Below are 24,264 nucleotides of genomic sequence, written 5' to 3'. Positions count from 1 at the left end.
TGAGCAAGACTCACGTTCATCTGATGACGAAGGGAATGTTTAATCAATGGAAGGTAAAGTAAAATGGTTTAACGCAGAAAAAGGTTATGGTTTTATCGAGACTGCAGACGGTGGCGACGTATTCGTACACTTTTCCGCGATTCAAACTGATGGTTTCAAGACATTGGATGAAGGTCAATCCGTAGAATTCGATATCGTTGAAGGTGCACGTGGACCACAAGCAGCTAACGTAATCAAATTATAATCATCCGGCGAAGCCGAACTACATATAAGTAGATGGTTAGCAATTTAGACAGCGCTAGCAGGGATCTTGGAATCTTCCAAGATCCTTTTTTTGTGCGTTCATATGTGTCTAGTATAGCCAATCCTAGTAAAGAAAATAGCCTATTTTGTAAATTCATTTTATGGAAAATGTTAGAACTCTGCAAAAGGTGGGTAATAGATATACGTTGAGCTGTTTATCTTACCTCGACACACACTATGTTAGCCTAGGTTACTACATTCACGAAGAAATTCAATATAGCCTAAGCTATCAAAACAATTAGGAGGGTGATTAGCAGGATGAAGAAGATGTGGCGCGGTCTTATGACCGGAATATTAGGTACTAGTATGTTATTGGGGTCTCTCGGCAGCGTATCTGCTGCAACTGTACCTAAGGATATTCAAGGCCACTGGGCGCAAGGTCAGCTGCAGGAATGGCTAGATAGAGGTTACCTTGGAGGCTACCCAGATGGAACGGTGAAACCAAACAAAGCAATTACGCGTGGTGAGTATGTGACTATGGTAAATCGCCTGTTAGGGTTTACAACTAAAGCAACAGTAACTTTCAAAGACATGAAGAGCACAAACTGGAATTACAGTGAAGTGGCTAAAGCCGTGGAAGCTGGATATATCGGAGGATACGAGGATAATACGTTCCGCCCTAATAATCCGCTTACAAGAGAAGAGGCAGCTGTAATTACTGCAAAATTACTTAAATTGAGCACCAATACAACTTCGAACAAATTTAAAGACAATGCACAAATTGCAGCATGGGCAAAAGGTGCTGTAGCAGCCGCAGTGGAAAAGAAGATTGTTAACGGTTATCCAGATGGAACCTTTGGTCCTAAGAGATCGTTAACACGTGCCGAGGCTGTAGGTATTATCAATACTTCAGCTATCTATTATCCTGGTAGTGGCACAGGTGGTGGTGTAACACCTACACCAACTCCAACGGCGACTCCGACACCAACAGCTACACCAACCCCAACTGCTGCTCCAGGTGGTAGTACGGGCGGAGGTTCTGGTGGTGGTAACGGTGGCGGCGGAAGTAGCACAGCGCCAACAGTAAGTGGGGCAACCTACGGTAATGTTGGTTCGGTCACAGCGGATGTATACCTGACACCTTCCGTAACTGGTGCAGTATACTATGTTGTAGCTCCTTATAATGCTGATGTAACTGCTCCAACTGCATTGCAGGTGGAAAAAGGACAAATTAGTAACGGGACTGCAAGTGGTATCCATGGTAGTGTGGCGACTGTAGCTGAAACAACGGTTACATTCTCTGTTTACGGATTGAATCCTGGTACAGAATATGCAACATATATCACGCTGGCGGATGCAGCTGGTAACTTGTCTACTGTAACGACAGTTCGGTTGACTACTGCTCAAGCTACTGCTAGCTCGATTTCGCTTTTTGAGCCGGGACAAGTTAGTACAGTTACAGCAGATGTATATGTTAAATATGGTGTGACAGGTGGCACTACAACCCCAGTTAGATATGTAGTATTGCCAGCAAATGATAAGGCACCTACTGCAGCACAGATTGCTTTAGGTCAAAATGGTAGCGGTACTGCATTGGCTGCTCCATGGACTAACACGCTTACGTTTGCTCCTGGTGTAAAGCATACACAGACTTTAACTGGTTTAGCAGCAAATACTGCCTATAAGGTATATGTTATTGCAGGATCGGGTTCTCAATGGTCTCCTGTAGAAATCATTCAAATTCATACCAAATAGCCTGACCTTATGTGATTTCATTCGGAGAATATAAGAGTGGAATCCGTACTATAATAACGACAGGTTTACTTTTGGTCCGGTAGGGCGATTGGTTGCTCTTACCGGACTTGTTTTATTTGTGAACGCTATGACAACATTTGTTATCTAAATGTAAGGGCTGTAAGGAATTGCTTTTTACTTAGCGCTTACAATTTGGTATAATGAAGGTGTAACTAAAGGAGGAGTGGCCATGCAATTCACCATTCGAGGTCAACAAATTGACGTGACCGACGCTTTGAGAGAGTATGTTGATAAGAAGCTCAGCAAACTTGAGAAGTATTTCGAAGCACCCCCTACCTCTGAAGGGTCTGTGACGCTTGGCGTAGTTCGCGGCCTTCATACGGTGGAAGTAACCATTCCGCTTGCTGGCGTGACGCTTCGTGCGGAAGATCGCAGCGATGACATGTATGCTTCCATAGACGCCGTTGTGGACAAGCTGGAACGCCAAATTCGCAAACACAAAACGAAGCTGAACCGTAAGTTCCGTCAAGAGGGACTCAAGACGCTGTTTGTGGATGGAGCTAGTGCCGCTGTTGCTGTAGAAGAACAAGATTATGATGATTTAGAAGTGGTTAGGAACAAACGCTTTACGATGAAGCCGATGGATGTGGAAGAAGCGATTCTGCAAATGAACATGGTAGGACATAATTTCTTTGTGTTTTCCAATATCGACACCTCGGAAGTTAGCGTAGTTTACAAACGTGATGATGGTAAATATGGACTGATTGAACAGGGCTAAGATACAATGATGCCAGTTATGCTCTAAGTATAAAGGGCCTCGAGAGTTAGTCAGAACCTAGGAAATTTAAACCGAGCCCCTATTCGCTTATAGCGAATAGGGCTCTTGTGCGTATATATGAAAAATGTGGCTGTTACACCTTGTATTGCGGCATCTCTTACAAACTGTTACAATTTATGAAGCAGCGGAATCGAATTTATAAATGGCCCTTTCAATTTTGTGAGGATGGGCTCGGTTCCACCATCTGTGTTGCATGAAAGGGGTTAACCATGCTAGGACTTGTAAAGAAAATATTCGGAGACACAAACGATCGTGACGTTAAACGTCTCATGAAGACAGTCGATGTAATTAATGGATTGGAGCCGGAATTTGTAGCACTATCCGATGAAGCTTTAAAAGCTAAGACGGAAGAGTTCCGCGCCCGTATTGAGAAAGGCGAAACCTTGGAAGAAATTCTTCCTGAGGCGTTTGCAACCGTACGTGAAGCTTCCAAACGGACGCTTGGCATGCGGCATTTTGATGTACAGTTAATTGGTGGTATGGCCCTGCATGAAGGCCGAATCTCCGAGATGAAGACTGGTGAAGGTAAGACTCTAGTAGGAACATTGCCAGTGTACTTAAATGCTTTGCTTGGTAAAGGCGTACACGTAGTAACGGTCAATGACTATTTGGCTCAGCGCGACAGCGCACAAATGGCACAAATCTATAACTTCCTGGGCATGACGGTTGGGGTTAACCTAAGCGGTATGGACCATGCTGATAAACAAGATGCTTACGCCTGCGATATTACGTATGGCACGAACAACGAATTTGGTTTCGATTATTTGCGTGACAACATGGTGCTTTATAAAGAACAAATGGTTCAGCGCCCTCTTTATTTCTGTATTATTGATGAAGTGGACTCCATTCTTATTGATGAAGCACGTACACCTCTTATCATTTCCGGACAAGCTGAGAAGTCTACTGAATTGTACTTTGCAGCAGACCGTTTTGTGAAAAAGCTTAAAGCTGAAGAAGACTACACAGTTGATATCAAAGTGAAGTCCGTAGCCTTGACTGAAAAAGGTGTAGCTACTGCTGAACGCGCTTTTGGTATTGAGAACTTGTATGATCACAGTCATGTAACCTTGAATCACCATATCGTCCAAGCCCTGAAAGCAAACGTAATTATGCGTCGTGACGTAGACTACGTTGTTAACGAGGGTGAGGTCGTTATTGTTGATGAATTTACAGGACGTTTAATGTCAGGTCGTCGTTATAGTGACGGTTTGCACCAAGCGATTGAAGCGAAGGAAGAAATCGAAGTACAGAATGAGAGCATGACGCTTGCTACGATTACTTTCCAGAACTATTTCCGTATGTATCGCAAATTGGGCGGTATGACAGGTACAGCTAAAACTGAGGAAGAAGAGTTCAAGAAGATTTATGGTCTTGAAGTTCTTCAAGTCCCTACGAATAAACCGAATCAGCGCATAGATATGCCGGATGTTGTCTACAAGAGTGAGAACGGTAAGTTCAACGCTGTTGTGGCAGAAATTGTAGAGCGTCACAAAAAGAACCAACCTGTACTTGTGGGTACAGTGTCGATTGAGAATTCAGAGCTCGTATCTGAAATGCTGAAGCGCAAAGGCGTTAGACACCAAGTGCTTAACGCGAAACATCACGCTGCGGAAGCTGAAATCATTACACATGCAGGTCAGCCAGGTACAGTTACGATTGCTACCAACATGGCTGGTCGTGGTACGGACATCGTTCTGGGCGAAGGTGTGACAGATCTTGGTGGTCTGCATATCATTGGTACAGAGCGTCATGAATCGCGCCGGATTGATAACCAGCTGCGTGGTCGTGCGGGTCGTCAAGGAGACCCAGGTTCTACACAATTCTACTTGTCCCTTGGGGATGAATTGATGAAGCGTTTCGGCGCTGACAACGTTTTGAGTATGATGGATCGCCTTGGGTTTGAGGAAGATCAGCCGATTGAGAGCCGCATGATTACGCGTGCTGTGGAATCTGCTCAGAAACGTGTTGAAGGTAATAACTTTGATATTCGTAAAGTCGTATTGCAATATGATGACGTGATGAATCAACAGCGTGAAATTATTTATAAACAACGCCGTGAGATTCTGGAGTCTGAAAATATTAAAGATATCGTACTTGAAATGATCAAGCCAGTTATTGAACGTATTGTTCACGCACACTGCAGTGACGATATTCCTGAAAACTGGGAGCTGCAAGAAGTTGCTGATTACGTAAACAGCAAGCTGCTTGAAGAAGGTGCTTTGACTCGCGATATTCTGTGGGGCAAGGAAGCAGAAGAGATCATTGAGTACATCTTCGAACGTGTACTTGAGAAATATGCTGCTCGTGAAGAACGCCTGGGTTCAGAATTGGTACGTGAATTCGAGAAGGTAATTGTGCTGCGCTCCGTGGACAGCAAGTGGATGGATCATATCGATGCGATGGATCAATTGCGTCAAGGGATTCACCTGCGTGCTTACGGTGGTACAGATCCACTTCGCGAGTATCAATTCGAAGGATTCGAAATGTTTAATACTATGACGGCTACGATTCAAGAAGAAGTAGCTACTTATATTATGAAGGCTCACATCGAGACAAATCAGGAGCGTCAATCCGTTGTAGAGGAAAATAAAATTTCCACTAATAGCGAACCTGCTGAAAAACGTCCGGTACATGTTGAGGCGGCAGCTGGTCGTAATGATCTTTGCCCTTGCGGAAGCGGCAAGAAGTACAAGAACTGCCACGGTCAAAACGCATAAGACAAACGTTTAGTAGCGCTCATATTCAGGTGTTGAAGATGTAAGTCTTTAGCCCTGATCTCTATGGGTATACTAACCATAAAGAGCGGCTGGGCCCGGGGGTATCCCCCGTTTACGGCCCAGTCGCTTTTTTGGATATTTAGCACTTGAGTGAATGTGGAATGGAGAGAAGGTTTGGAACTGGAGAAACGGAGTATTCGCCTTTATTTCGGGATTCCAACCGCTATGCGGTTATCAATTCAAGGAATCTGGAAACAACAGCGATCGGAAGTCCAATCCTTCTCGGAATGGCTGAACATTCACTCATTACTAACTTTCCAATAGTGAAGACCGTAACAACCTATTTTGAAAGGTGAAGTGACCATATGATTGAAGCTAATGTAAAGCAGGATCTGCGTGAAATAGGCAAGAAACTAACTGACCTTAGGGGGTCTCTTTGACTTAGATCTTAAGCAAGAGATGATCTCGAACTTTGAAGAAAAAATGGCTGCTCCAGGCTTCTGGGATAATCCAGAGCAGGCACAGAGCGTGATCGGCGAGATGAATGCCGTGAAATCGTCCGTGGATCAATACGAGAAGCTGCAACAAGAATACGACGATGCTGCGATGATGGCGGAGCTTGCGGATGAAGAGGGCGATGAAGGTCTTGCGGCAGAGATTGGGGAGACGATCAGCAGTTTAGGCAGTAAAGTGGATGAATTCGAGCTGCAATTGCTACTTAACCAGCCGTATGACAAGCTGAATGCTATTCTTGAGCTCCATCCGGGTGCGGGCGGTACGGAATCCCAAGACTGGGGCCAGATGCTGCTGCGGATGTATACCCGTTGGGCTGAAAAACGTGGATTCAAGGTTGAGGTGCTGGACTACTTACCGGGTGATGAAGCGGGAATCAAGAGTGTCACATTACTTATTAAAGGCTTCAACGCCTACGGATATCTGAAAGCTGAAAAAGGTGTACATCGGCTAGTACGGATTTCTCCGTTTGACTCTTCGGGCAGACGGCATACCTCTTTTGTATCCTGTGATGTCGTTCCGGAAATTGCCGATGATGTAGAAGTTGAAATTCGTACTGAGGATTTGAAGATCGATACGTATCGGGCGAGCGGCGCCGGTGGACAGCATATCAATACCACAGACTCTGCGGTGCGGATTACTCACTTACCTACGGGTGTGGTGGTAACCTGTCAGAACGAACGTTCACAGATCAAAAACCGCGAACAAGCGATGAAAATGCTGCGTTCCAAGCTATATGAGCGCAAACTGCAAGAGCAGCAGCAGCATTTGGATGAGATTCGCGGTGAGCAATCCGATATTGCTTGGGGCAGTCAGATCCGTTCCTATGTATTCCATCCGTATAACATGGTTAAGGATCACCGTACTTCCGTGGAAACGGGGAATGTGGGTTCTGTTATGGACGGAGATATTGATGTATTCATTGATGGTTACCTGCGTAGCCAGATCAAGATTGAGGCAGAATAAAAGAGAGAGTTTCGGGGGAAACGGATACCATTCATGGATTAGGATGGGATGGCCGTTTCTTCTTTCGTAGAGCAAGATGACACTTTAAGGAGAGCCTTTGAAATGCAAAAAGTCAATTCACGTAATAAACCCCCACTGATTCCTCTGAATGGGCCACTCCGACATGTGGTGGATACGATGTTAATTTTGCTCGGATCGCTAGTTACAGCGCTGGGGTTTAATCTTTTTTTTCTGCCTAATCATATTGCTTCTGGTGGTGTATCCGGTCTGTCGGTATTGGCTGAAGCTTGGTTTGGGGCTGAGCCGGCATTTACGCAATGGGCGCTTAATATTCCGTTGTTTGTACTCGGGGTAATCTTCTTGGGTAAACAATACGGAGTTCGCTCGCTCCTTGGGAGCTTTGTGTTGCCGCTCTTTATCTTGTTGACAAAAGATTTGCCTGCACCTACCACCAATCCACTCTTAGCCTCCATTTATGGCGGTATCTGTGTGGGGGTGGGGTTAGGTCTTGTGTTCCGCGGACGGGGCTCGACAGGTGGACTTACTATTTTGGCGCAGATTATTCAAAAGATATCCGGTCTCAGCTTCTCGATTTCTGTAGTGCTGCTGGACGGGACGGTCATTGTGCTGGCTGCTTTTATACTCGGTATGGAACAAGCACTGTATGCACTGATCGGTCTGTTTGTTACAGGTAAGGCCATTAATGCGATAGAGGTAGGCTTCCGTTATACAAAGGTGGCTTACATAATCTCGGACAAGACGGAAGAAATATCTGAGGCGATTTTGAATGATCTGGATCGGGGTCTGACGAAGCTGGATGCACATGGCGGTTATACTGGTGATGAGCGTACGGTGCTAATGGTTGTAGTAGGTCAGAATGAGGTTTCCAGATTAAAAGCGATTGTTCAATCGGTAGATACTAGTGCTTTTGTGATTATCACTGAGGCGCATGAGGTGCTGGGTGAAGGCTTTAAAAGAGAAGTGTAATTTCTCCGAAAGGAGAAGCTACGCTTCTCTTTTTTTGTAAATAGAATTATATTTAGGAATAAAGAAAGTTAACACTATGTGTTGTATTTATATTAATTCAGTCGTATAATAATACATATTTCTAAGACGGTATGCATTATATTATTTATTATAATTCATGATAAGCAGGAAGTGGGGATGACAGTGGAAGGCAAGCTGAGAGCGGCGATTGTTGGATCAACGGGTTATGGGGGCGTAGAGCTGATTCGGCTGCTACAAAGTCATCCTAAGGTAGAGATTACTTCGGTAATTTCCTCATCAAGTGCAGGGGATGCTATAGAGGAAGGTTTTCCGCATTTGACGGGCATCATTGATCGAAGGCTGGATGGCGTTGACCCGGCTCAGATGGCTGAGCGGGCGGATGTGGTATTTACGGCAACGCCGTCGGGTGTGAGCGCAAAGCTGGTGCCGCAGCTGCTGGAAGCTGGACTAAAGGTCTTGGATCTGTCCGGTGATTTCCGATTGAAGGATGGTGCAGAGTATGAGCACTGGTATAAACATCCCGCTCCGGCTGATGAATATCTAGAGCAGGCTGTATACGGACTTTGCGAGGTGTTTGGAGAGCGTGCGGCTGGGGTTGATTTTATATCTAATCCAGGCTGTTATCCTACAGCTACACTTCTTGGACTAATTCCTGCAATTCAGGCAGGTTGGATTAAGCACGACAGTATTATTATTGATGCGAAATCAGGAGTTACTGGAGCAGGACGCGGAACAAGCCTGATGGTACATTATGCAGAGATTAATGAGAACTTTAAAGCTTATAAAATCAATAAGCATCAACATATACCGGAAATTGAGCAGACGCTCACAGAGATTGCTGGAGAAAAGGTAACGGTAACGTTCACCACACATCTCGTGCCGATGAGCCGGGGAATTATGAGTACGATGTATGCAGGGATGACGGACAATTATACGGAACAGGATTTTGTGAATTTATACCGTGAATATTATGCGGGCCGGCCATATGTGCGGGTGCGTGATGTAGGTGTGATTCCGGCGACAAAAGAAGTTAGCGGCTCTAATTATTGTGATATCGGATTTGCAACAGATGCTCGTACAGGGCGGGTGACCATAGTCTCCGTCATTGATAATGTTGTAAAAGGTGCGGCAGGGCAGGCAATACAGAACCTTAATTTGATGATGGGATGGGAGGAAACCCTTGGCCTCGGCTACACACCTGTGTATCCATAAGGATCAGCGGTACAAATAATATGAGCGAGATTGAGTTATTTACCACCTTGGAGGGTGGAAGCATCACTTCACCTAAGGGTTTTAGGTCCGGAGGATTGCATTGTGGATTGAAAAAAACAGATCGCAACGATCTCGGAGTGATTCTGTGTGAAGTTCCGGCAACGGCTGCGGCCGTGTATACGACGAATGTTTTTCAGGCGGCTCCGCTGAAAGTGACTCGGGAAAGCCTTTCGAACGGAGTATTGCAGGCGGTTATCGTGAACAGCGGGAATGCCAATGCCTGCACAGGCGAACAAGGTGAAGCAGATGCTTATGAGATGCGCGCTGCTGCGGCTCAGCATTTAGGTGTGGCCGTTAATGATGTGGCTGTTGCTTCGACTGGAGTTATCGGTGAACTGTTAAAGATGGACTGCGTACGTAGCGGGATCACTGCAATACCAGAGAAGCTGGATGGAGGAGCTATTGGCGCGGAGGAATTCTGCCAAGCTATACTTACCACTGATTTAGTTAAAAAAGAGATTGCCGTGAAGGTGCTCGTTGGCGGTGTAGAAGTTACAATTGCCGGAGCTGCAAAGGGCTCAGGGATGATCCATCCTAACATGGCTACCATGCTTGGCTTTATGACCACGGATGCTGATATTGCAGCGGAGGATTTACTTAGTCTTCTGCGTTCAGCTACGAATGTTACTTTTAATATGATTACAGTGGATGGAGATACTAGCACCAATGATATGTTAGTGTCGATGGCGAGTGGGCTTGCCGGTAATGAGAAGCTGACACGGCTGCATCCGGATTGGGACGCTTTTGCTGCTGGATTCACTTATGTGTGCCAGACGCTTGCCAAAGCGATTGCTCGAGATGGCGAAGGTGCAACTCACCTGATTGAGGTTCAAGTGAATGGTGCTGTTCATGATGAGGCGGCGGCAGCGATTGCCAAGACAGTGGTTGGTTCTAGTCTAGTGAAATCTGCTATTTTTGGAGCGGATGCGAACTGGGGGCGGATTATTGCTGCGGTTGGACGCGCGGGTGTTCCGGTATCGCCGGAGCATGTGAACATTTCGTTAGGGGATATTGAGGTGCTTTTGCACTCGAAGCCAGTTGCTTTTGACGAGGAAAAGGCTTTGACCTATTTGCAAAAAAGTGAAACTGTGCTGATCACTGTAGATCTGCATGATGGAAGCGGGAAAGCAACGGCTTGGGGCTGTGACCTAACTTACGATTATGTGCGTATTAACGCCGCATATCGCACTTAATTTATGGCGTGTTAAGCCCATAAGGGAAGGATACCGATCATATGACGCTAAATAGCGAGCTTGAACTTATAGATGCTTTAGATGGTAGTGGATTGTTTGTAATGAAATGCGGCGGCAGTACGCTTGCGGCTCTACCTGAATCTTTTTTTGAGGATTTGCGAGATTTGCAGGAGGAGGGCATTCAGCCAGTGATTGTTCATGGTGGAGGGCCAGCCATTTCCGAGAATCTAGCGAAACTGGGCATTGAAAGCAGCTTTGTGAATGGCCTGCGAGTAACCACCGAGGAAGTACTAGATGTTGTAGAGATGACGCTGGCAGGAAGTATAAACAAGGCGATTGTCCGGCGAATTCAAGGGAGCGGCGGTCTAGCTCTGGGGCTTTCGGGCATCGATGGCAATATGATTATTGCTAAACCAGTGGCAAACAGCGCCGAAGTAGGTTTGGTAGGAGAAGTAACGGAAGTTAAGGCTGAGATCATAACTGGTATTGTTGGGATGGGTTATATTCCTGTCATTGCACCTATCGGAGTAGATGCAGCAGGTCAGCGCTACAATATTAACGCAGATACGGCAGCAGGGGCAGTTGCTTCCTATGTGGAGTCTCCCAAAATGATCGTCGTCACAGATGTGCCAGGCATCATGAGTACAGTGGAAGGTGAAAAGATTGTGCTTCCCTCCGTTACTGTACAGGAAATCGAAGCCTTGATCGAAAGTGGGGAAATCTACGGTGGCATGATCCCCAAAGTGCGGGCAGCTATCGATTGCATTCAGGGCAGCGTATCAGAGGTTATCATTGTGGATGGAAAAGAACCACGGGTGCTTAGTCGAGTCCTGCAAGGTGAAGCGATAGGTACACGTATTATTCGTTCGTAGAATCATAGATGAATACAAATTAGAGGCGCAGCCTGTTCACAGGAGCAGCCGATGGGAGAGTGACTTAGAATGAGCAAGCTTACACAAGCGGAGTTGGATTCGCAAGCAGGGGCACAGCAGACTGATACAGTAGGACCAGGTACACCGGATGTTGCAACAAGCAAGCTGAGTGCAGTGTTCCCTTCTTACGCCAGATATGATCTCAGCTTAGTTAAAGGCAAGGGCACCTGGGTATGGGATGATAAAGGCAATAAGTATCTGGATTTCACCAGTGGATTGGCTGTGACCAGTCTAGGTCATGCTCCTGAAAAAGTCAGCGCTAAGCTGAAGGATCAGATTGATACGCTCTGGCATGTCTCGAATCTGTTCCATATTCCGGGACAAGATAAAGTTGCCAACCTTCTGACAGAGAATAGCTGCGCTGATCAAGTGTTTTTCTGCAATAGCGGGGCAGAAGCGAATGAGGCTGCTATTAAGCTGGCCCGCCGTTACCATCAGAAGATTAAGGGTGTCGACCGTTATGAGGTTATCACATTCGAACAATCCTTCCATGGACGTACACTGGCCACACTAACAGCTACAGGCCAGCAAAAGGTGAAAGAAGGGTTCCTGCCGCTTCCAGCAGGTTTCAAGACCGTACCCTTGCATGATCTCCCAGCGTTAGAAGCTGCTATCGGAGATCATACAGCTGCTATCATGCTGGAGATGGTGCTTGCAGAGGGTGGCGTGCTTGAGGTAGAACCTGAGTTCTTGAACGCTGTAGTGGCCTTGTGTAAGAAACACGGATTGCTTCTGATTGTAGATGAGGTACAGACAGGTATGGGACGTACAGGCAAGCTGTTCGCTCATCAGCATTATGGAATTGAACCGGATATTTTCACCTTGGCTAAGGGGATAGCTAGCGGGTTCCCGGCAGGTTTAATGCTTGGCAAAGGGTATTTGCGTGAAGCCTTCTCAGCGGGCAGCCATGCGTCCACCTTCGGGGGAACACCGCTAGCAACAGCTGTTATGGCAGCGACGATTGAGACGATGCTGGAAGATGAGCTTCCACAGCGCGCCGAAGATATGGGTAAGTACCTGACAGATCTTTTGAAAGAGAAGCTGGCGGACTGTTCTTTTGTGAAGGATATCCGTGGTAAAGGGCTGTTGATCGGGATTGAATGTCAATCCCCAGTGGGCGATATTGTACTGGCTGGACAAAAGAAAGGCCTGTTGTTCGTGACAGCCGGTCCTAATGTCCTTCGTCTGCTCCCTAATCTATATGTAAGCAAAGAGGAGATCGACCAAGCGGTGGACATCCTATGCGAACTCATTCATACTTATGCTAAACAAGCAAACGGGGAGGTAAGCTCATGAGTCAGGGCATACAGAGTAACAAGCACAACATTGCGCAGCAACTGAAAGGCCGTGATTTACTGGAGCTGAACGACTACAGCCCGGAGGAAATTACGTATCTGATTGATTCGGCGATTGAGCTGAAGAAGAAGCAGAAAAATGGCGAAGAATTTCAGCCGCTGAAGGGTAAAACCATTGGTCTTATTTTTGAAAAATCCTCTACACGTACACGTGTGTCGTTTGAAGTTGGAATGTATCAGCTGGGAGGGCATGCCCTTTTCTTGAGCAAAAATGATATCCAGCTTGGACGCGGAGAAACTGTTGGTGATACAGCGCAAGTAATGTCGCGTTATCTCGACGGGATTATGATCCGTACCTTCGGTCATGACAAGGTTGAAGATCTCGCTCGTTATGCTTCTATTCCCGTAATCAACGGTCTTAGTGACCTGGCACATCCTTGCCAAGTGCTGGCCGATTATCAAACGATTTATGAGCACAAAGGAAAGCTCAAGGGCCTCAAGCTGGCTTACATCGGCGATGGCAACAATATGGCGCATTCCTTAATGATTGGCGGAGCTAAGCTGGGCGTGGACGTATCTATCGCCGGACCGGAAGGTTATGAGCCAGATGCAGCGGTTGTCGCAGAAGCTCGTGAGATCGCTAAAGAAACCGGAGCGAAGATTGTGGTCACTCGCAGCCCGCAAGAAGCTGTACAAGACGCTGACGTCATCTATACAGACGTATGGGCGAGTATGGGCTTCGAGGAGGAGCAAAAGGCACGTGAAGCGGCATTCAAGGACTATCAGGTTAATGAGGAGCTTGTAAAAGGCGCTAAGAGCGATTATCTCTTCCTGCACTGCCTGCCAGCCCACCGTGAGGAAGAAGTCAGCACAGGCGTGATTGACGGCCCTAACTCGGTGATCTTTGATCAGGCTGAGAACCGCCTGCATGCGCAAAAAGCTTTAATGGCTGCGTTGATGAGTTAAGGAATTTAAAAAATATAAAATATAAATCACTATATAAATTGAATTAATGTTGGGCGAAGTTAGACTTTGGACGATGGAGTAATGGAGCGGAATTTTTGGAACTGTAGGAGCGTAGCGTTCGCCTTTATCATCAGATTTTATCCGCACAATGCGGTTTGAATTAAAAGAAATCTGATGATAACAGCGACCGGAAGTCCAAATATTCAGTGTAATTGCGATTTATCGTCAGAGTGCTGGCAAAGGCACGTTTATTTTAATTTATATAGCCCACACGAAAGGAAGTTGCCACACCATGGCTAAAGAAAAAATTGTACTCGCCTATTCCGGCGGATTGGATACATCTGTTATTTTAAAATGGCTTAAAGAAACTTATGACGCGGAGATCATTGCCTTCACTGCTGATATCGGCCAAAAGGAAGAGCTCGACGGTTTGGAGGAAAAAGCACTCGCTACCGGCGCATCGAAAGTATACATCGACGACCTGCGCGATGAGTTCGCTAGCGATTTCATCTACCCGATGTTCCAATCTGGTGCCCTTTATGAAGGCCAATACTTGCTCGGAACTAGTATTGCTCGTCCATTGATCGCCAAGCGCATGGTAGATATCGCCATCGCTGAAGGCGCAACGGCTATCGCGCACGGCGCGACAGGAAAAGGGAACGACCAAGTCCGTTTCGAGCTTGGCGTAGCTGCATTGGCTCCGAACATCAAGGTGATTGCACCTTGGCGTCTGGAAGAGTTCCGCAATCAATTCCCAGGTCGTGCGGAAATGATCGCTTATGCGGAAGCTAATGATATTCCGGTACAAGCCTCTGCGGCGAAGCCGTATTCGATGGACCGTAACCTGCTGCACATCAGCTATGAGAGCGGCGTACTGGAAGATCCTTGGTTCGATCCAAGTGCACCAGAGAACAAAGGAATGTTCCTGCTGAGCAACGCTCCTGAGGATGCTCCGGATGAAGCGGAATATTTGGAGCTCGAATTCGTTAAGGGAGACTGCGTAGCCCTGAATGGTGAATCCTTAAACCCACTTCAAGTGATGGAGAAACTCAATGAGCTAGGTGGTAAACACGGTATCGGGCGTGTGGATATGGTTGAGAACCGTTTTGTCGGCATGAAGAGCCGCGGCGTGTATGAGACTCCAGGTGGAACAATCCTGTTCGTCGCTCATCGCAAAATGGAATCCATCACGATGGACCGTGAAGTGATGAACCTGCGTGACAGCCTGATCACCCGTTACAGCACTTTGGTGTATAACGGTTTCTGGTTCGCTCCAGAGCGTATCGCACTGCAAGCTCTTGTAACACAGAGCCAACAAAATGTAACGGGTACTGTTCGTCTTAAACTGTACAAAGGCAACATCATCGGCGCTGGAGTGAAGAGCCCAGTCAGCCTGTACAATCCTGAGATTGCAACGATGGAAGCTGATCCTACACAAGCTTATGATCAAGGGGATGCCACTGGTTTTATTCACTTGAACGCATTGCGCCTTAAAGTTTCTACAGGTGTAAATGGAGCTTCTAAATAGTACGATAACATAAACTTAAACGGGCAACCCCGAAGGCCGTTCCTCCCGTCAGGATAGGAGCGGCCCTCTGGCGTCCAAGAGGAGGAAACTACAGGTGAGCAAGCTTTGGGGCGGACGGTTTACTAAAGGAACAAACAAGCTGGTAGAGGAATATACGGCTTCCATTGGCTTTGATAAGGCTTTGGCCAAAGAGGATGTACAAGGCAGTCTGGCGCATGTCACAATGTTGGGCAAGTGCGGAATCCTTCCACAAGAAGACGTGGAAACAATCAAACAAGGTCTGAACAAAGTGCTGGACAAGGTCAATGCTGGAGAGGTTGTTTTCTCAGTATCGGATGAAGACATCCATATGAATATTGAAAAACATCTGATCGAGGAAATCGGTCCAGTTGGTGGTAAGCTGCACACAGGACGTAGCCGTAATGATCAAGTGGCTACGGATATGCACCTTTATTTACGTGGCCGTGTAGTTGAGCTGGTTAGTTTGCTGCATGAGCTGCAGGAAGCTTTGATCGAACAAGCAAAAGACAATGTGGAGACCATCATCCCTGGTTATACGCATTTGCAACGGGCACAGCCGATCCTGTTTGCTCATCACTTGCTGGCTTACGTATCGATGTTCCGCCGCGATGCAGAACGTCTGACGGACAGCTACAAACGGATCAACGTGCTGCCACTCGGAGCAGGAGCGCTTGCTGGAACGACCTTCCCGATTGACCGTCATTTTGTAGCGGAACAACTGGGTTTTGACAGTGTGTATGAGAACAGTCTGGATGCTGTCAGCGACCGCGATTTCATCGTGGAGTTCTTGGCGAATGCTTCCCTTATCATGACACATCTATCCAGACTCAGTGAGGAACTGGTGCTGTGGAGCAGCACGGAGTTCAGCTTTGTAGAACTGGATGATGCTTTCTGCACAGGCAGCAGCATTATGCCGCAGAAGAAGAACCCTGACGTACCAGAACTGGTACGTGGCAAAACAGGCCGCGTTTACGGCAACCTGATTGGCTTGCTGACGGTGCTGAAATCATTGCCACTGGCTTACAACAAGGATATGCAGGAAGACAAAGAAGGCATGTTCGATACGGTTACTACGCTGACTGGTGCACTGCAATTGTTCGCGCCGATGATCTCCACTATGAAGGTGAACAAAGGTCGTATGCGTGAAGCTGTGAACACGGATTTCTCGAATGCAACGGATATCGCCGACTTCTTGGTAGGTAAGGGGCTTCCTTTCCGCCAAGCGCATGAGGTAATTGGCAAAACGGTACTCTACTGCATCAACGAAGGCAAATTCTTGTTGGATTTGACGCTGGAAGAGTTCAAGCAATTCTCACCGCTGTTCGACGAGAATATCTATGCTGTTCTTCAACCGGAAGCTGTAGTTAACGCTCGTAACGTTTATGGCGGCACAGCCACCGTTCAGGTGAAGGCTGCAATTGAACGGGCAGAGCTGGCATTGCACGAAGCTAATGAATGGGTTGTACAACACGGAGACGCTATATTGTAAACCGTATCAATATCAAATCTCGCCTCAGACCTTTATAGGTGTCAGGCGGGATTTTTTTTATTATCTAAATGAACTATGACTGGATTAGCAGTGTTCTTTACGGTTATCCTTAGGTTAGGGATAGGAGGGTTCGTAGGTATGAACAGAAAGCAAATCCTAGACGAGCTTAGATCGGAATTAAAAGTAGGCAATCATATTATTGGAGTAGCCACCGGTGCTGGTATAACGGCAAAGTATGCGAAGCAGGGTGGAGCTGATTTCATTCTGATGTTAAACTCGGGTAAATTTCGCCAGATGGGGAGGAGCTCTCTCGCTGGTATTTTACCATTTTGTAATAGCAATGATATGGTGATGGACTTTGCATCTAGAGAGATCATACCGTTGGTCAGAGATATCCCTATTATTTTTGGCCTCAATGCAACTGATCCGACCAAAGATATGGAATCCTATATAAGTGAAATAAAGAATAGAGGCTTTGCCGGCATTAATAATTACCCCACGGTGGGTTTAATAGATGGTCAATTTGGAGAAGCGCTCGAAGAAGAGGGGAATGGTTATCTACTTGAAGTAGAAGCCATAAGAATAGCCCATGAGAAGGATTTGTTTACCATTGCTTTTGTATTTGACGAAATCCAGGCAGCACAGATGATTGAGGCTGGAGCGGATATTATTTGTGCACATCTAGGTCTAACAGAAGGCGGGTTATTAGGCGCTAAAAAAGTATTCTCTCTGGAAGCTGCCAAGGTTAAAGCGGACAAGATATTTAATACATGCAATGAGCTAAAGCCAGATTTAATTAAGCTGGTTTACGGTGGTCCGGTGAAAACGCCAATTGATGTGCAATATATGTACAGCAATAATCAAAACTTGATGGGATATATCGGAGGCTCTGCTTTTGAAAGAATTCCCTCGGAGAAGTCCATTACGAATATAACCAAAGCTTTTAAAGTGTCGGGGACGCTGGATGAAGATGATTTTATGGTCAAAATGTTAGACGGCATCACAAAGCACTATGATTATGTTGAATTTGTAAAAGAATACGTAGCTCAAAATTATAGGAATGAGATCTTGTTTGCAGATTTAGCTAAGGTGGCACATGTATCCCGAAGTTACTTGAGTAGTTTGTTCACCAAAAAAGTAGGCTGCAGCTTCCAAACGTATCTCGTGCAATTTCGGATGGATAAGGCGGCGGAAATATTACATAGAGACCCTATCCAGTTATCTGAGCTAGCGCCATTAGTTGGATACCAGGATTATGCGCAGTTTAGCAAAATGTTCAAGAAGTATAAAGGGTTCTCTCCAAAACAATATAAATCTAACATAAACACAAAAACATAAGACATAAAAGCGTTTTCATCCATAAATCAAAGAAGTATGATTAACTCATAAGTTGATCATGCTTTTTTTAATATAAGAAAGTATAAGTTTCACATTATACATTATCCTTATATTTCTTGTTGTAGATATTTGAAGAGGAGGTTGAAGAAATGAAGACGATTGCTATTGCCGGAACTTTTGACACCAAAGGTGAAGAATATCTCTACATTAAAAATTTACTGGAAAGCTTGGAGCTGGGTACATTTACAATTCATACAGGTGTGTTTGAGCCCACTTTTACACCGGATATCTCTAATAGAGAAGTAGCAGCAGCCGCGGGTGTAAGTATAGATGAGCTCGTTGCCAAAAAAGATAGAGCACTAGCAACAGAATTATTAGCCAAAGGTATGGAAAAATTAGTACCTGAATTATATAAGCAAGGCAAATTTGATGGAATTATCTCCTTTGGGGGCACTGGAGGCACTTCACTTGTAACACCGGGTATGCGGGCATTACCTATTGGTGTACCTAAAGTGATGGTTTCGACCGTAGCTTCAGGGAATACTGCTCCATATGTAGGCACTAGTGATATTGTCATGATGCCATCCGTAGTGGATGTTGCTGGACTAAACTCTATTTCAACAAAGATTTTTACCAATGCAGCTTTCGCCATCGCCGGTATGCTTAAATTTGAGAATAAACAAGTGATAGAGAAAAAGCCATTAGTAGCTACAACAATGTTTGGGGTAACAACCCCATGTGTAACGGCGGCCCGTAACTATCTTGAGGCTAGAGGATATGAAGTGCTTGTATTCCATGCAACAGGGGTAGGTGGCCAGTCCATGGAAGCGCTAATCGAGGCTGGTTTTATTGAAGGTGTATTGGATCTGACCACAACAGAATGGGCGGACGAAATTATTGGCGGCGTGCTGAATGCTGGACCTCATCGGTTAGAAGCTGCTGGTAAACATCATATTCCACAGGTTGTCTCGGTAGGCGCGCTTGATATGTGCAACTTTGGTCCTTATGATACGGTACCAGCGAAATTTGCTGGGCATAAGTTTTATAAACACAATCCAACAGTTACTCTGATGAGAACAACAGTAGAAGAAAATGAAGCTATCGGCAAAAAGCTTGTCGAGAAATTAAATATGGCCAAAGAGAAAACGGTGTTAATGCTGCCGCTTAAAGGGATATCCGGCATTGATGTTGCAGGGGAAGCTTTTTATGGGGTAGAGGAAGATCAAATGTTATTTGATACCTTAAGAAATGGTGTAAACAGAAATGTTGTCGAGGTTATCGAAATGGATTGTGCCATTAATGATATGGAGTTTGCAGAAGCAGCAGCGCAGAAGCTAATAGATCTCATGAGCAAATAAGGCTTTTATAAGATAAATAAATATTTAAATGGAGGCGTTACACATGAACAAAAATACAAGAACTGAAATCATGGCGAAGTTTAGAGAAGAAGTGGCAAATGGAAAGATTCTTTTAGGCGTGGGAGCCGGCACTGGAATTACTGCAAAAAGCAGCGAAGCTGGCGGAGCAGATATGCTGATTGTTTATAATTCAGGAAGATACAGAATGGCAGGCCGTGGATCACTGGCAGGGTTATTATCTTATGGGGATGCCAACCAAATTGTAGTCGAAATGGGCTCGGAAGTATTGCCTGTTGTTAAAAACACCCCTGTATTGGCAGGCGTATGCGGAACGGACCCTTTTAGAGTAATGGAAGTTTATTTAAAACAACTTAAGGAACAAGGTTTTAGCGGCGTGCAAAACTTCCCAACCGTAGGTTTGATCGATGGCGTGTTCAGACAGAATCTAGAAGAGACCGGCATGGGATATGGTTTAGAAGTAGATATGATTAGAGCTGCGCATGAATTGGATATGCTCACCACTCCTTATGTATTTGATCCTGAGCAAGCAAAAGCCATGGCAGAAGCAGGCGCAGATATTTTGGTGGCACATATGGGCTTGACTACCAAAGGTACAATTGGAGCTAAGACCGCTCTGACATTGGATGATTGTGTAGAAAGAATCGAAGCGATTATTAAAGCAGGGAAAGCAGTAAATCCAGATATTATGGTGATTTGTCACGGTGGACCGATTGCAGAGCCGGAAGATGCGGCGTACGTAATTGAACGGACAGAAGGCATAGACGGATTCTTTGGTGCATCGAGTATTGAAAGATTTGCTGCTGAAAAAGGAATCACAGAACAGACTGGATTATTTAAAAATATCACCAAACAAGCATAATTGCCTTCGGCGTCCTTATAATTAAAAAAGAACCCTCCGAAGAGGGCAATCTGAGTAGAACAGATATTAAGATGCAGCTTATGGCTGCATCTTTTTGTTGTCTATTAGGTACAGCTAGTTACTTTTTAAAGGTAGCCATGCCAGCACATCGCGGATTTTGGCATCCCAGTATCCCCATTCATGTGTCCCCGGACCTTCTTCATAGGTTAAAGAAAGTGAGGTTGCCTGGCAGGCATCGCGGAATCTCAAGTTATCGGTATATAGGAAATCCTCTGTGCCACAGCATTGATACAACGCTGGTTTTGGTCCCGTGGAGCGGTTCACTTCCTCAAGCAGCCAAAGAAGGTCTTCCGGCGTTCCGGCGGTATCTTCTTTTCCGAAGATCATTTCGTATTCTTTACTTTTAGTGGTAGCACCTTCCCCGTTCAAGAAATTATGCGCCATATCAAGTGCTCCAGACAAACTCGCTGCCGCTGCAAAAGACTCGGGTTTACGCAGTCCCAGCTTAATTGCTCCATAACCACCCATCGACAACCCCGCTACAAAGTTCTCCTCGCGTTTATCGGAAAGCGGGAAAAATGAGCGCGCCAGCTTCGGCAACTCCTCACTAATGAAGGTCCAATAACGGCCTCCCATCGCCATATCTGTGTAGAAACTGCGGTGCACATTCGGCATTACCACAGCTATCCCCATCTCCGCTACATACCGTTCTATGGAAGTCCGGCGCAGCCAGATCGAATCATCGTCAGACAAGCCATGCAGTAAATACAAAGTAGGGTGAAGATCACCTCTTGTTACATTACTCATCCCGATTTGTGTAGTTGTTTTTTGCGGCAAAATTACAGTCATTGAGGTATTCAAACCTAGTACTTCAGAATAAAATTTGCACTCTATTAAAGCCATTTCATTCATCTCCTCTCTTTCCAAATCATAGCATAGACCTAAAGTGAGAGATATTGTAGAAATATCTGAATTATAAGGGTTTTGAGGATTGCTGTAGCTGGATATGAGAGAATATAATGGAAGTAGAAAATTTAGGAAAAACGTGCAAATACGAAAAGTATTTTCATAGGCGAGAGGCGGAAAGTAGGATGAAACCGGGCCTAAAGCAGGAAAAAGGATTTACGTTAATCGAAGTGCTGGCAGCTATTGTAATTTTATCGATAGTTTCACTGGTGCTTACGTCTTACTTTACTAACGCCATGAGTTACTCTAAATCGAACCAGAACAAAACGATTATGGTCAATCTGGCGCGAAACGCGCTGTTTTATGTGGAGAAGCAGGATTTTGAGGCGATGAAGGAATTTTTTACGCAAGGGGAAGATGCGATAGAGGCTGAAAAATGCACCATAGTTAATTGCAGCTATAGTAATCTATTCTCAAACATGACAGCTTTGGCAAATGTTCTGAATCCAACAGTTAATGATATCCGTTATAAGATCAATATTATCTATCAACCGGAATTAGTCGATCATCCGTCCACTACTCCGATTGATAAATCAGCTGTAAAGTATTATTTAATACCCGTTAAAGTTGAGGTAAGACGAGTAGAAAATAATGAACAGCCCGCTTATAACGTAATGTTGGAGGGATACATAACTGATGAAAGAATTCGTTAAACGACTTAGGTCGGAACAAGGTTTTACTTTGGTGGAATTAATTGCGGCACTGACTGTATTTGCTATGATAGTCGGTCTAATCTCTGGAGTTACTATGTATGGATTTCGCAGCTATCATAAAATCTCAGTTCAGAACGCTTTACGGGACGAAGCGGATCTGATCATGTCCTCTATTATTACTGAACTCTATACATATAGTCCTGAACGGCTACAAAATATATCTGGAGGAATTGAACTAATAAAAGACGGGAGTTCTCCGCGTGTGATTCGGGTATCAGGAAATGAAATTGTTATAAATGGTAAGGAAAGTGGAGCGGAATCTGGTTCTCCTATCGCGGTACAATCGAATATGGCAGGTTCTATCATAACTGCTTCCACATCAGATGGTAGATCATGTAATGTAGCCTCGCTATGCAATTCTGGTCTGATCCAGATTAAGTTGGTATTAAAGTATAAGGGAAATGAAACGGATAAGATGGAATTGGAAAGCCAATTTGGATTTTAGGAGGAAAACAGAGATGTTGAGGCGGGCAAGCCTTCGATCGGAACGAGGTTCGGCTTTGGTACTTGTGATGTTTATCGTCCTGTTGCTCACTATTTTAGGAGTTACGGTGCTTAGTGCTACGATTGGAGGAGCTAGGCGTACCGAAACTCGTGAGAATGATGTACAAAGCCTTCATTTAGCGCAGAAATCGATTGATGAGGCGATTGCCTATATTACAGCAGATTTAAATCAGAAAATACAAGTTAGTAGTAATACTACTCAGGCACAGTTTGATCAAGAAATAGAGACATTTTTAAGGGGCCTCAATTCTAATAAAGGAGCTTTTGTTACCGATACAAGCTTACAGGGAGCTAGCAATGAAATCACGGGAATTACTCTCGATGGCAGTTCTACAAGTAGTAAGCATGTAGTTACGATTAAGGCCAATGCAACAGTAAACGGCGTGTTAAGGACGTTGCAACAAAAGGTTGTGATTACGACATTCCCAGATTTTTTGAATTATTCATTAGGTTCTGAGGGAACGATCTATTTGAATGGTGCTCCTTATATTCAGGGGAATATTTATGCTGGAAATCAATTAAAAGTTAGCCAAGTGGCTAAGTATAGACATAACGCAGATTTGGAAAAACGCAGTCTATTTCCGTTAGTCGATGGAGAAGCTCATATTCAATCAATGAACGATCTGTTTTATTCCAGAACTGGTGATATTTTTGAAAAGGTGCCGACAATTGATGATGCCGACTATTCTTCACTAGATAATAGGGTGAAGACGATCGTTGAAAAAGCAAAGATCAAAAAGAAAACGACGTTTGTCCAAGTGAATGTGGAGGATTCCTTCCTAGATAAAGTTGCTGAAGCTTCAGGGTCGGCTGGAAATAAGAAGGTATTCAGCGATAGATATTATGGAGAGGCTGGATCAAATAGTAGTGAAGAACCCACTGCTAGAGGAACAAGATTAATTAACACGCTTCAGCAACCCGGAGGCATTTCCACCTTATGGATGCCTATGTTAGAAGATTTTGAGGACATTGCAACTGGTGATACAGATGAAGAGAAGGAGCAGGAGAAACATAGACTTTTCGAAGAAGCGAAGCTATCAATGAAGCAAAACCTTGAGAGATTGGAGAGAAGCACGATCTTTATAGGGAATCTAAAGTTGGATGGAGTAATGTTAAATCAGATAAGGGATACTTCTAAGCTTAATCTAAGCACAGGGGCTCATTGGCTTATTGTAAACGGTGATTTAACAATAGATAGTTATTCAACGGCCATTGTCCAAAGCAACATTCTGGTGACAGGAAATTTATATATCAGAGGAAAAGCTGAATTTGATTCTACTATGTTTGTGCTTGGAAAAACTGATATTGTGGATGCCACGATATCAGGAATACCAACTGCAGGTAGCGGAAGTAAAGAACTTGTATTGATCTCAAAGGGAGCTATACTTATTAATCGGGTTGAAGAGTTTAAAAATGAGGCTACAAGATTAAGAGCCTTTTTTTATACGGATAGTACGGCAGAGTTGTACGGTGTGGGCTCTATATTTTCACTGGATGGTGGCTTTTTTGCTAAAGGAGATTTGATAATCAATGCGGTTGTTGGCAAAGTCAAGAAGGAGACAGGATCCGCAAACTTTAATTTTGATATCCAGACGGAGGTTGAGTCTCCTCGTTTTATTGTTAATTATAATGAACAAGTATTCGAAGATCAAAATGTGGGACTGCCACGTGTGAATCAAATAAACATTAATGTAGGTCCCATCGAATTATTGGTTTCCGGAAATTAAAGGATAATATGAATTATAAAAGCAGCCGATCAACTTCTGATC

20 protein-coding genes are annotated in these 24,264 nt (G+C 44.9%); 19 read left to right on the top strand and 1 reads right to left on the bottom strand.

Annotated elements, in window-relative coordinates; genetic code table 11:
* The first annotated feature begins 46 nt into the window (after window positions 1-46).
* From MHI32_RS28415 to MHI32_RS28340, 16 genes are all read left to right on the top strand, one after another.
* On the top strand, window positions 47-244 hold the full coding sequence (locus tag MHI32_RS28415; RefSeq protein WP_019915069.1) for a cold shock domain-containing protein: 198 nt from the start codon (window positions 47-49) through the stop codon (window positions 242-244).
* A gap of 317 nt (window positions 245-561) precedes the next feature.
* Window positions 562-1,998, top strand: a complete 1,437-nt coding sequence (locus tag MHI32_RS28410; RefSeq protein ID WP_340011501.1) for an S-layer homology domain-containing protein — start codon at window positions 562-564, stop codon at window positions 1,996-1,998.
* Between the two features lie 229 nt (window positions 1,999-2,227).
* Window positions 2,228-2,776 (top strand): ribosome-associated translation inhibitor RaiA, encoded by a 549-nt coding sequence (gene raiA, locus MHI32_RS28405; RefSeq protein WP_036678506.1) that lies wholly within the window; start codon window positions 2,228-2,230, stop codon window positions 2,774-2,776.
* Window positions 2,777-3,045: 269 nt separating this feature from the next.
* Window positions 3,046-5,553 carry a preprotein translocase subunit SecA gene (gene secA, locus MHI32_RS28400; protein WP_036678509.1) on the top strand — a complete coding sequence of 836 codons (2,508 nt, stop codon included), beginning with the start codon at window positions 3,046-3,048 and terminating at the stop codon, window positions 5,551-5,553.
* A gap of 365 nt (window positions 5,554-5,918) precedes the next feature.
* A protein-coding gene (gene prfB / locus MHI32_RS28395; protein ID WP_139330096.1) for a peptide chain release factor 2 occupies window positions 5,919-7,032 on the top strand; the annotation gives its coding sequence in 2 pieces (ribosomal slippage) (window positions 5,919-5,990 and window positions 5,992-7,032; 1,113 coding nt in all).
* 102 nt (window positions 7,033-7,134) lie between these two features.
* Window positions 7,135-8,019: a YitT family protein gene (locus MHI32_RS28390; protein WP_036678511.1), complete on the top strand. Its 885-nt coding sequence runs from the start codon at window positions 7,135-7,137 to the stop codon at window positions 8,017-8,019.
* A gap of 183 nt (window positions 8,020-8,202) precedes the next feature.
* On the top strand, window positions 8,203-9,252 hold the full coding sequence (argC, locus tag MHI32_RS28385) for an N-acetyl-gamma-glutamyl-phosphate reductase (protein ID WP_217696488.1): 1,050 nt from the start codon (window positions 8,203-8,205) through the stop codon (window positions 9,250-9,252).
* Window positions 9,253-9,272: 20 nt separating this feature from the next.
* Complete coding sequence (argJ, locus tag MHI32_RS28380) at window positions 9,273-10,505, top strand: bifunctional ornithine acetyltransferase/N-acetylglutamate synthase (RefSeq protein ID WP_340011498.1); 1,233 nt, start codon at window positions 9,273-9,275, stop codon at window positions 10,503-10,505.
* A gap of 41 nt (window positions 10,506-10,546) precedes the next feature.
* Window positions 10,547-11,377: an acetylglutamate kinase gene (gene argB, locus MHI32_RS28375; protein ID WP_248549021.1), complete on the top strand. Its 831-nt coding sequence runs from the start codon at window positions 10,547-10,549 to the stop codon at window positions 11,375-11,377.
* Between the two features lie 69 nt (window positions 11,378-11,446).
* Window positions 11,447-12,733: an acetylornithine transaminase gene (locus MHI32_RS28370; protein WP_340011496.1), complete on the top strand. Its 1,287-nt coding sequence runs from the start codon at window positions 11,447-11,449 to the stop codon at window positions 12,731-12,733.
* Window positions 12,730-13,698, top strand: a complete 969-nt coding sequence (gene argF / locus MHI32_RS28365) for an ornithine carbamoyltransferase (RefSeq protein WP_340011494.1) — start codon at window positions 12,730-12,732, stop codon at window positions 13,696-13,698. The genes MHI32_RS28370 and argF overlap by 4 nt, the downstream gene beginning before the upstream one ends.
* A 292-nt stretch (window positions 13,699-13,990) precedes the next feature.
* Window positions 13,991-15,226 (top strand): argininosuccinate synthase, encoded by a 1,236-nt coding sequence (locus MHI32_RS28360; RefSeq protein ID WP_076305768.1) that lies wholly within the window; start codon window positions 13,991-13,993, stop codon window positions 15,224-15,226.
* A gap of 94 nt (window positions 15,227-15,320) precedes the next feature.
* A complete protein-coding gene (gene argH / locus MHI32_RS28355) occupies window positions 15,321-16,736 on the top strand; it encodes an argininosuccinate lyase (protein WP_036678523.1) in 1,416 nt (471 codons plus the stop codon).
* A 138-nt stretch (window positions 16,737-16,874) separates the two neighbouring features.
* Window positions 16,875-18,074 carry a phosphoenolpyruvate hydrolase family protein gene (locus tag MHI32_RS28350; RefSeq protein WP_340011492.1) on the top strand — a complete coding sequence of 400 codons (1,200 nt, stop codon included), beginning with the start codon at window positions 16,875-16,877 and terminating at the stop codon, window positions 18,072-18,074.
* Between the two features lie 149 nt (window positions 18,075-18,223).
* Window positions 18,224-19,432 (top strand): Tm-1-like ATP-binding domain-containing protein, encoded by a 1,209-nt coding sequence (locus MHI32_RS28345; RefSeq protein ID WP_339188727.1) that lies wholly within the window; start codon window positions 18,224-18,226, stop codon window positions 19,430-19,432.
* A gap of 43 nt (window positions 19,433-19,475) precedes the next feature.
* On the top strand, window positions 19,476-20,312 hold the full coding sequence (locus tag MHI32_RS28340) for a phosphoenolpyruvate hydrolase family protein (RefSeq protein WP_038573568.1): 837 nt from the start codon (window positions 19,476-19,478) through the stop codon (window positions 20,310-20,312).
* A 114-nt stretch (window positions 20,313-20,426) separates the two neighbouring features.
* On the opposite strand, the gene MHI32_RS28335 is transcribed toward MHI32_RS28340, so the two are convergent.
* Entirely contained in the window at window positions 20,427-21,215 is a 789-nt protein-coding gene (locus MHI32_RS28335; protein WP_340011489.1) for an alpha/beta hydrolase family protein, read from the bottom strand.
* A 188-nt stretch (window positions 21,216-21,403) separates the two neighbouring features.
* Here MHI32_RS28335 and MHI32_RS28330 point away from each other — a divergent pair, with 188 nt between their 5' ends.
* Genes MHI32_RS28330 through MHI32_RS28320 form a run of 3 tightly spaced genes read left to right on the top strand, consistent with a single transcriptional unit; the run spans window position 21,404 to window position 24,222 of the window.
* Window positions 21,404-21,931 carry a type II secretion system protein gene (locus tag MHI32_RS28330; RefSeq protein WP_076182128.1) on the top strand — a complete coding sequence of 176 codons (528 nt, stop codon included), beginning with the start codon at window positions 21,404-21,406 and terminating at the stop codon, window positions 21,929-21,931.
* Window positions 21,915-22,436: a prepilin-type N-terminal cleavage/methylation domain-containing protein gene (locus MHI32_RS28325; protein WP_340011487.1), complete on the top strand. Its 522-nt coding sequence runs from the start codon at window positions 21,915-21,917 to the stop codon at window positions 22,434-22,436. Before MHI32_RS28330 ends, MHI32_RS28325 begins: the two co-directional genes overlap by 17 nt.
* Window positions 22,437-22,449: 13 nt before the next feature.
* Window positions 22,450-24,222, top strand: a complete 1,773-nt coding sequence (locus MHI32_RS28320; protein ID WP_340011486.1) for a hypothetical protein — start codon at window positions 22,450-22,452, stop codon at window positions 24,220-24,222.
* Window positions 24,223-24,264: the final 42 nt, after the last annotated feature.

Origin of the sequence: Paenibacillus sp. FSL H7-0690 (assembly GCF_037980415.1) — a bacterium.
Taxonomy (GTDB): Bacteria; Bacillota; Bacilli; order Paenibacillales; family Paenibacillaceae; genus Paenibacillus_AQ; species Paenibacillus_AQ odorifer.
The sequence above is the reverse complement of the archived record's forward strand: the minus strand, read 5'-3'. Positions and strand labels throughout refer to the sequence as shown.

What these genes read in the sequence shown, in the direction of transcription:
- MHI32_RS28340 (WP_038573568.1), top strand. Translation starts at nt 19,476, where the DNA reads ATGAACAAAAATACAAGAACTGAAATCATGGCGAAGTTTAGAGAAGAA.
- MHI32_RS28335 (WP_340011489.1), bottom strand. Translation starts at nt 21,215, where the DNA reads ATGGCTTTAATAGAGTGCAAATTTTATTCTGAAGTACTAGGTTTGAAT.
- argB (WP_248549021.1), top strand. Translation starts at nt 10,547, where the DNA reads ATGACGCTAAATAGCGAGCTTGAACTTATAGATGCTTTAGATGGTAGT.
- MHI32_RS28320 (WP_340011486.1), top strand. Translation starts at nt 22,450, where the DNA reads ATGTTGAGGCGGGCAAGCCTTCGATCGGAACGAGGTTCGGCTTTGGTA.
- MHI32_RS28345 (WP_339188727.1), top strand. Translation starts at nt 18,224, where the DNA reads ATGAAGACGATTGCTATTGCCGGAACTTTTGACACCAAAGGTGAAGAA.
- MHI32_RS28390 (WP_036678511.1), top strand. Translation starts at nt 7,135, where the DNA reads ATGCAAAAAGTCAATTCACGTAATAAACCCCCACTGATTCCTCTGAAT.
- argJ (WP_340011498.1), top strand. Translation starts at nt 9,273, where the DNA reads ATGAGCGAGATTGAGTTATTTACCACCTTGGAGGGTGGAAGCATCACT.
- MHI32_RS28370 (WP_340011496.1), top strand. Translation starts at nt 11,447, where the DNA reads ATGAGCAAGCTTACACAAGCGGAGTTGGATTCGCAAGCAGGGGCACAG.
- MHI32_RS28325 (WP_340011487.1), top strand. Translation starts at nt 21,915, where the DNA reads ATGAAAGAATTCGTTAAACGACTTAGGTCGGAACAAGGTTTTACTTTG.
- MHI32_RS28415 (WP_019915069.1), top strand. Translation starts at nt 47, where the DNA reads ATGGAAGGTAAAGTAAAATGGTTTAACGCAGAAAAAGGTTATGGTTTT.
- raiA (WP_036678506.1), top strand. Translation starts at nt 2,228, where the DNA reads ATGCAATTCACCATTCGAGGTCAACAAATTGACGTGACCGACGCTTTG.
- secA (WP_036678509.1), top strand. Translation starts at nt 3,046, where the DNA reads ATGCTAGGACTTGTAAAGAAAATATTCGGAGACACAAACGATCGTGAC.
- MHI32_RS28350 (WP_340011492.1), top strand. Translation starts at nt 16,875, where the DNA reads ATGAACAGAAAGCAAATCCTAGACGAGCTTAGATCGGAATTAAAAGTA.
- MHI32_RS28410 (WP_340011501.1), top strand. Translation starts at nt 562, where the DNA reads ATGAAGAAGATGTGGCGCGGTCTTATGACCGGAATATTAGGTACTAGT.
- argF (WP_340011494.1), top strand. Translation starts at nt 12,730, where the DNA reads ATGAGTCAGGGCATACAGAGTAACAAGCACAACATTGCGCAGCAACTG.
- MHI32_RS28360 (WP_076305768.1), top strand. Translation starts at nt 13,991, where the DNA reads ATGGCTAAAGAAAAAATTGTACTCGCCTATTCCGGCGGATTGGATACA.
- MHI32_RS28330 (WP_076182128.1), top strand. Translation starts at nt 21,404, where the DNA reads ATGAAACCGGGCCTAAAGCAGGAAAAAGGATTTACGTTAATCGAAGTG.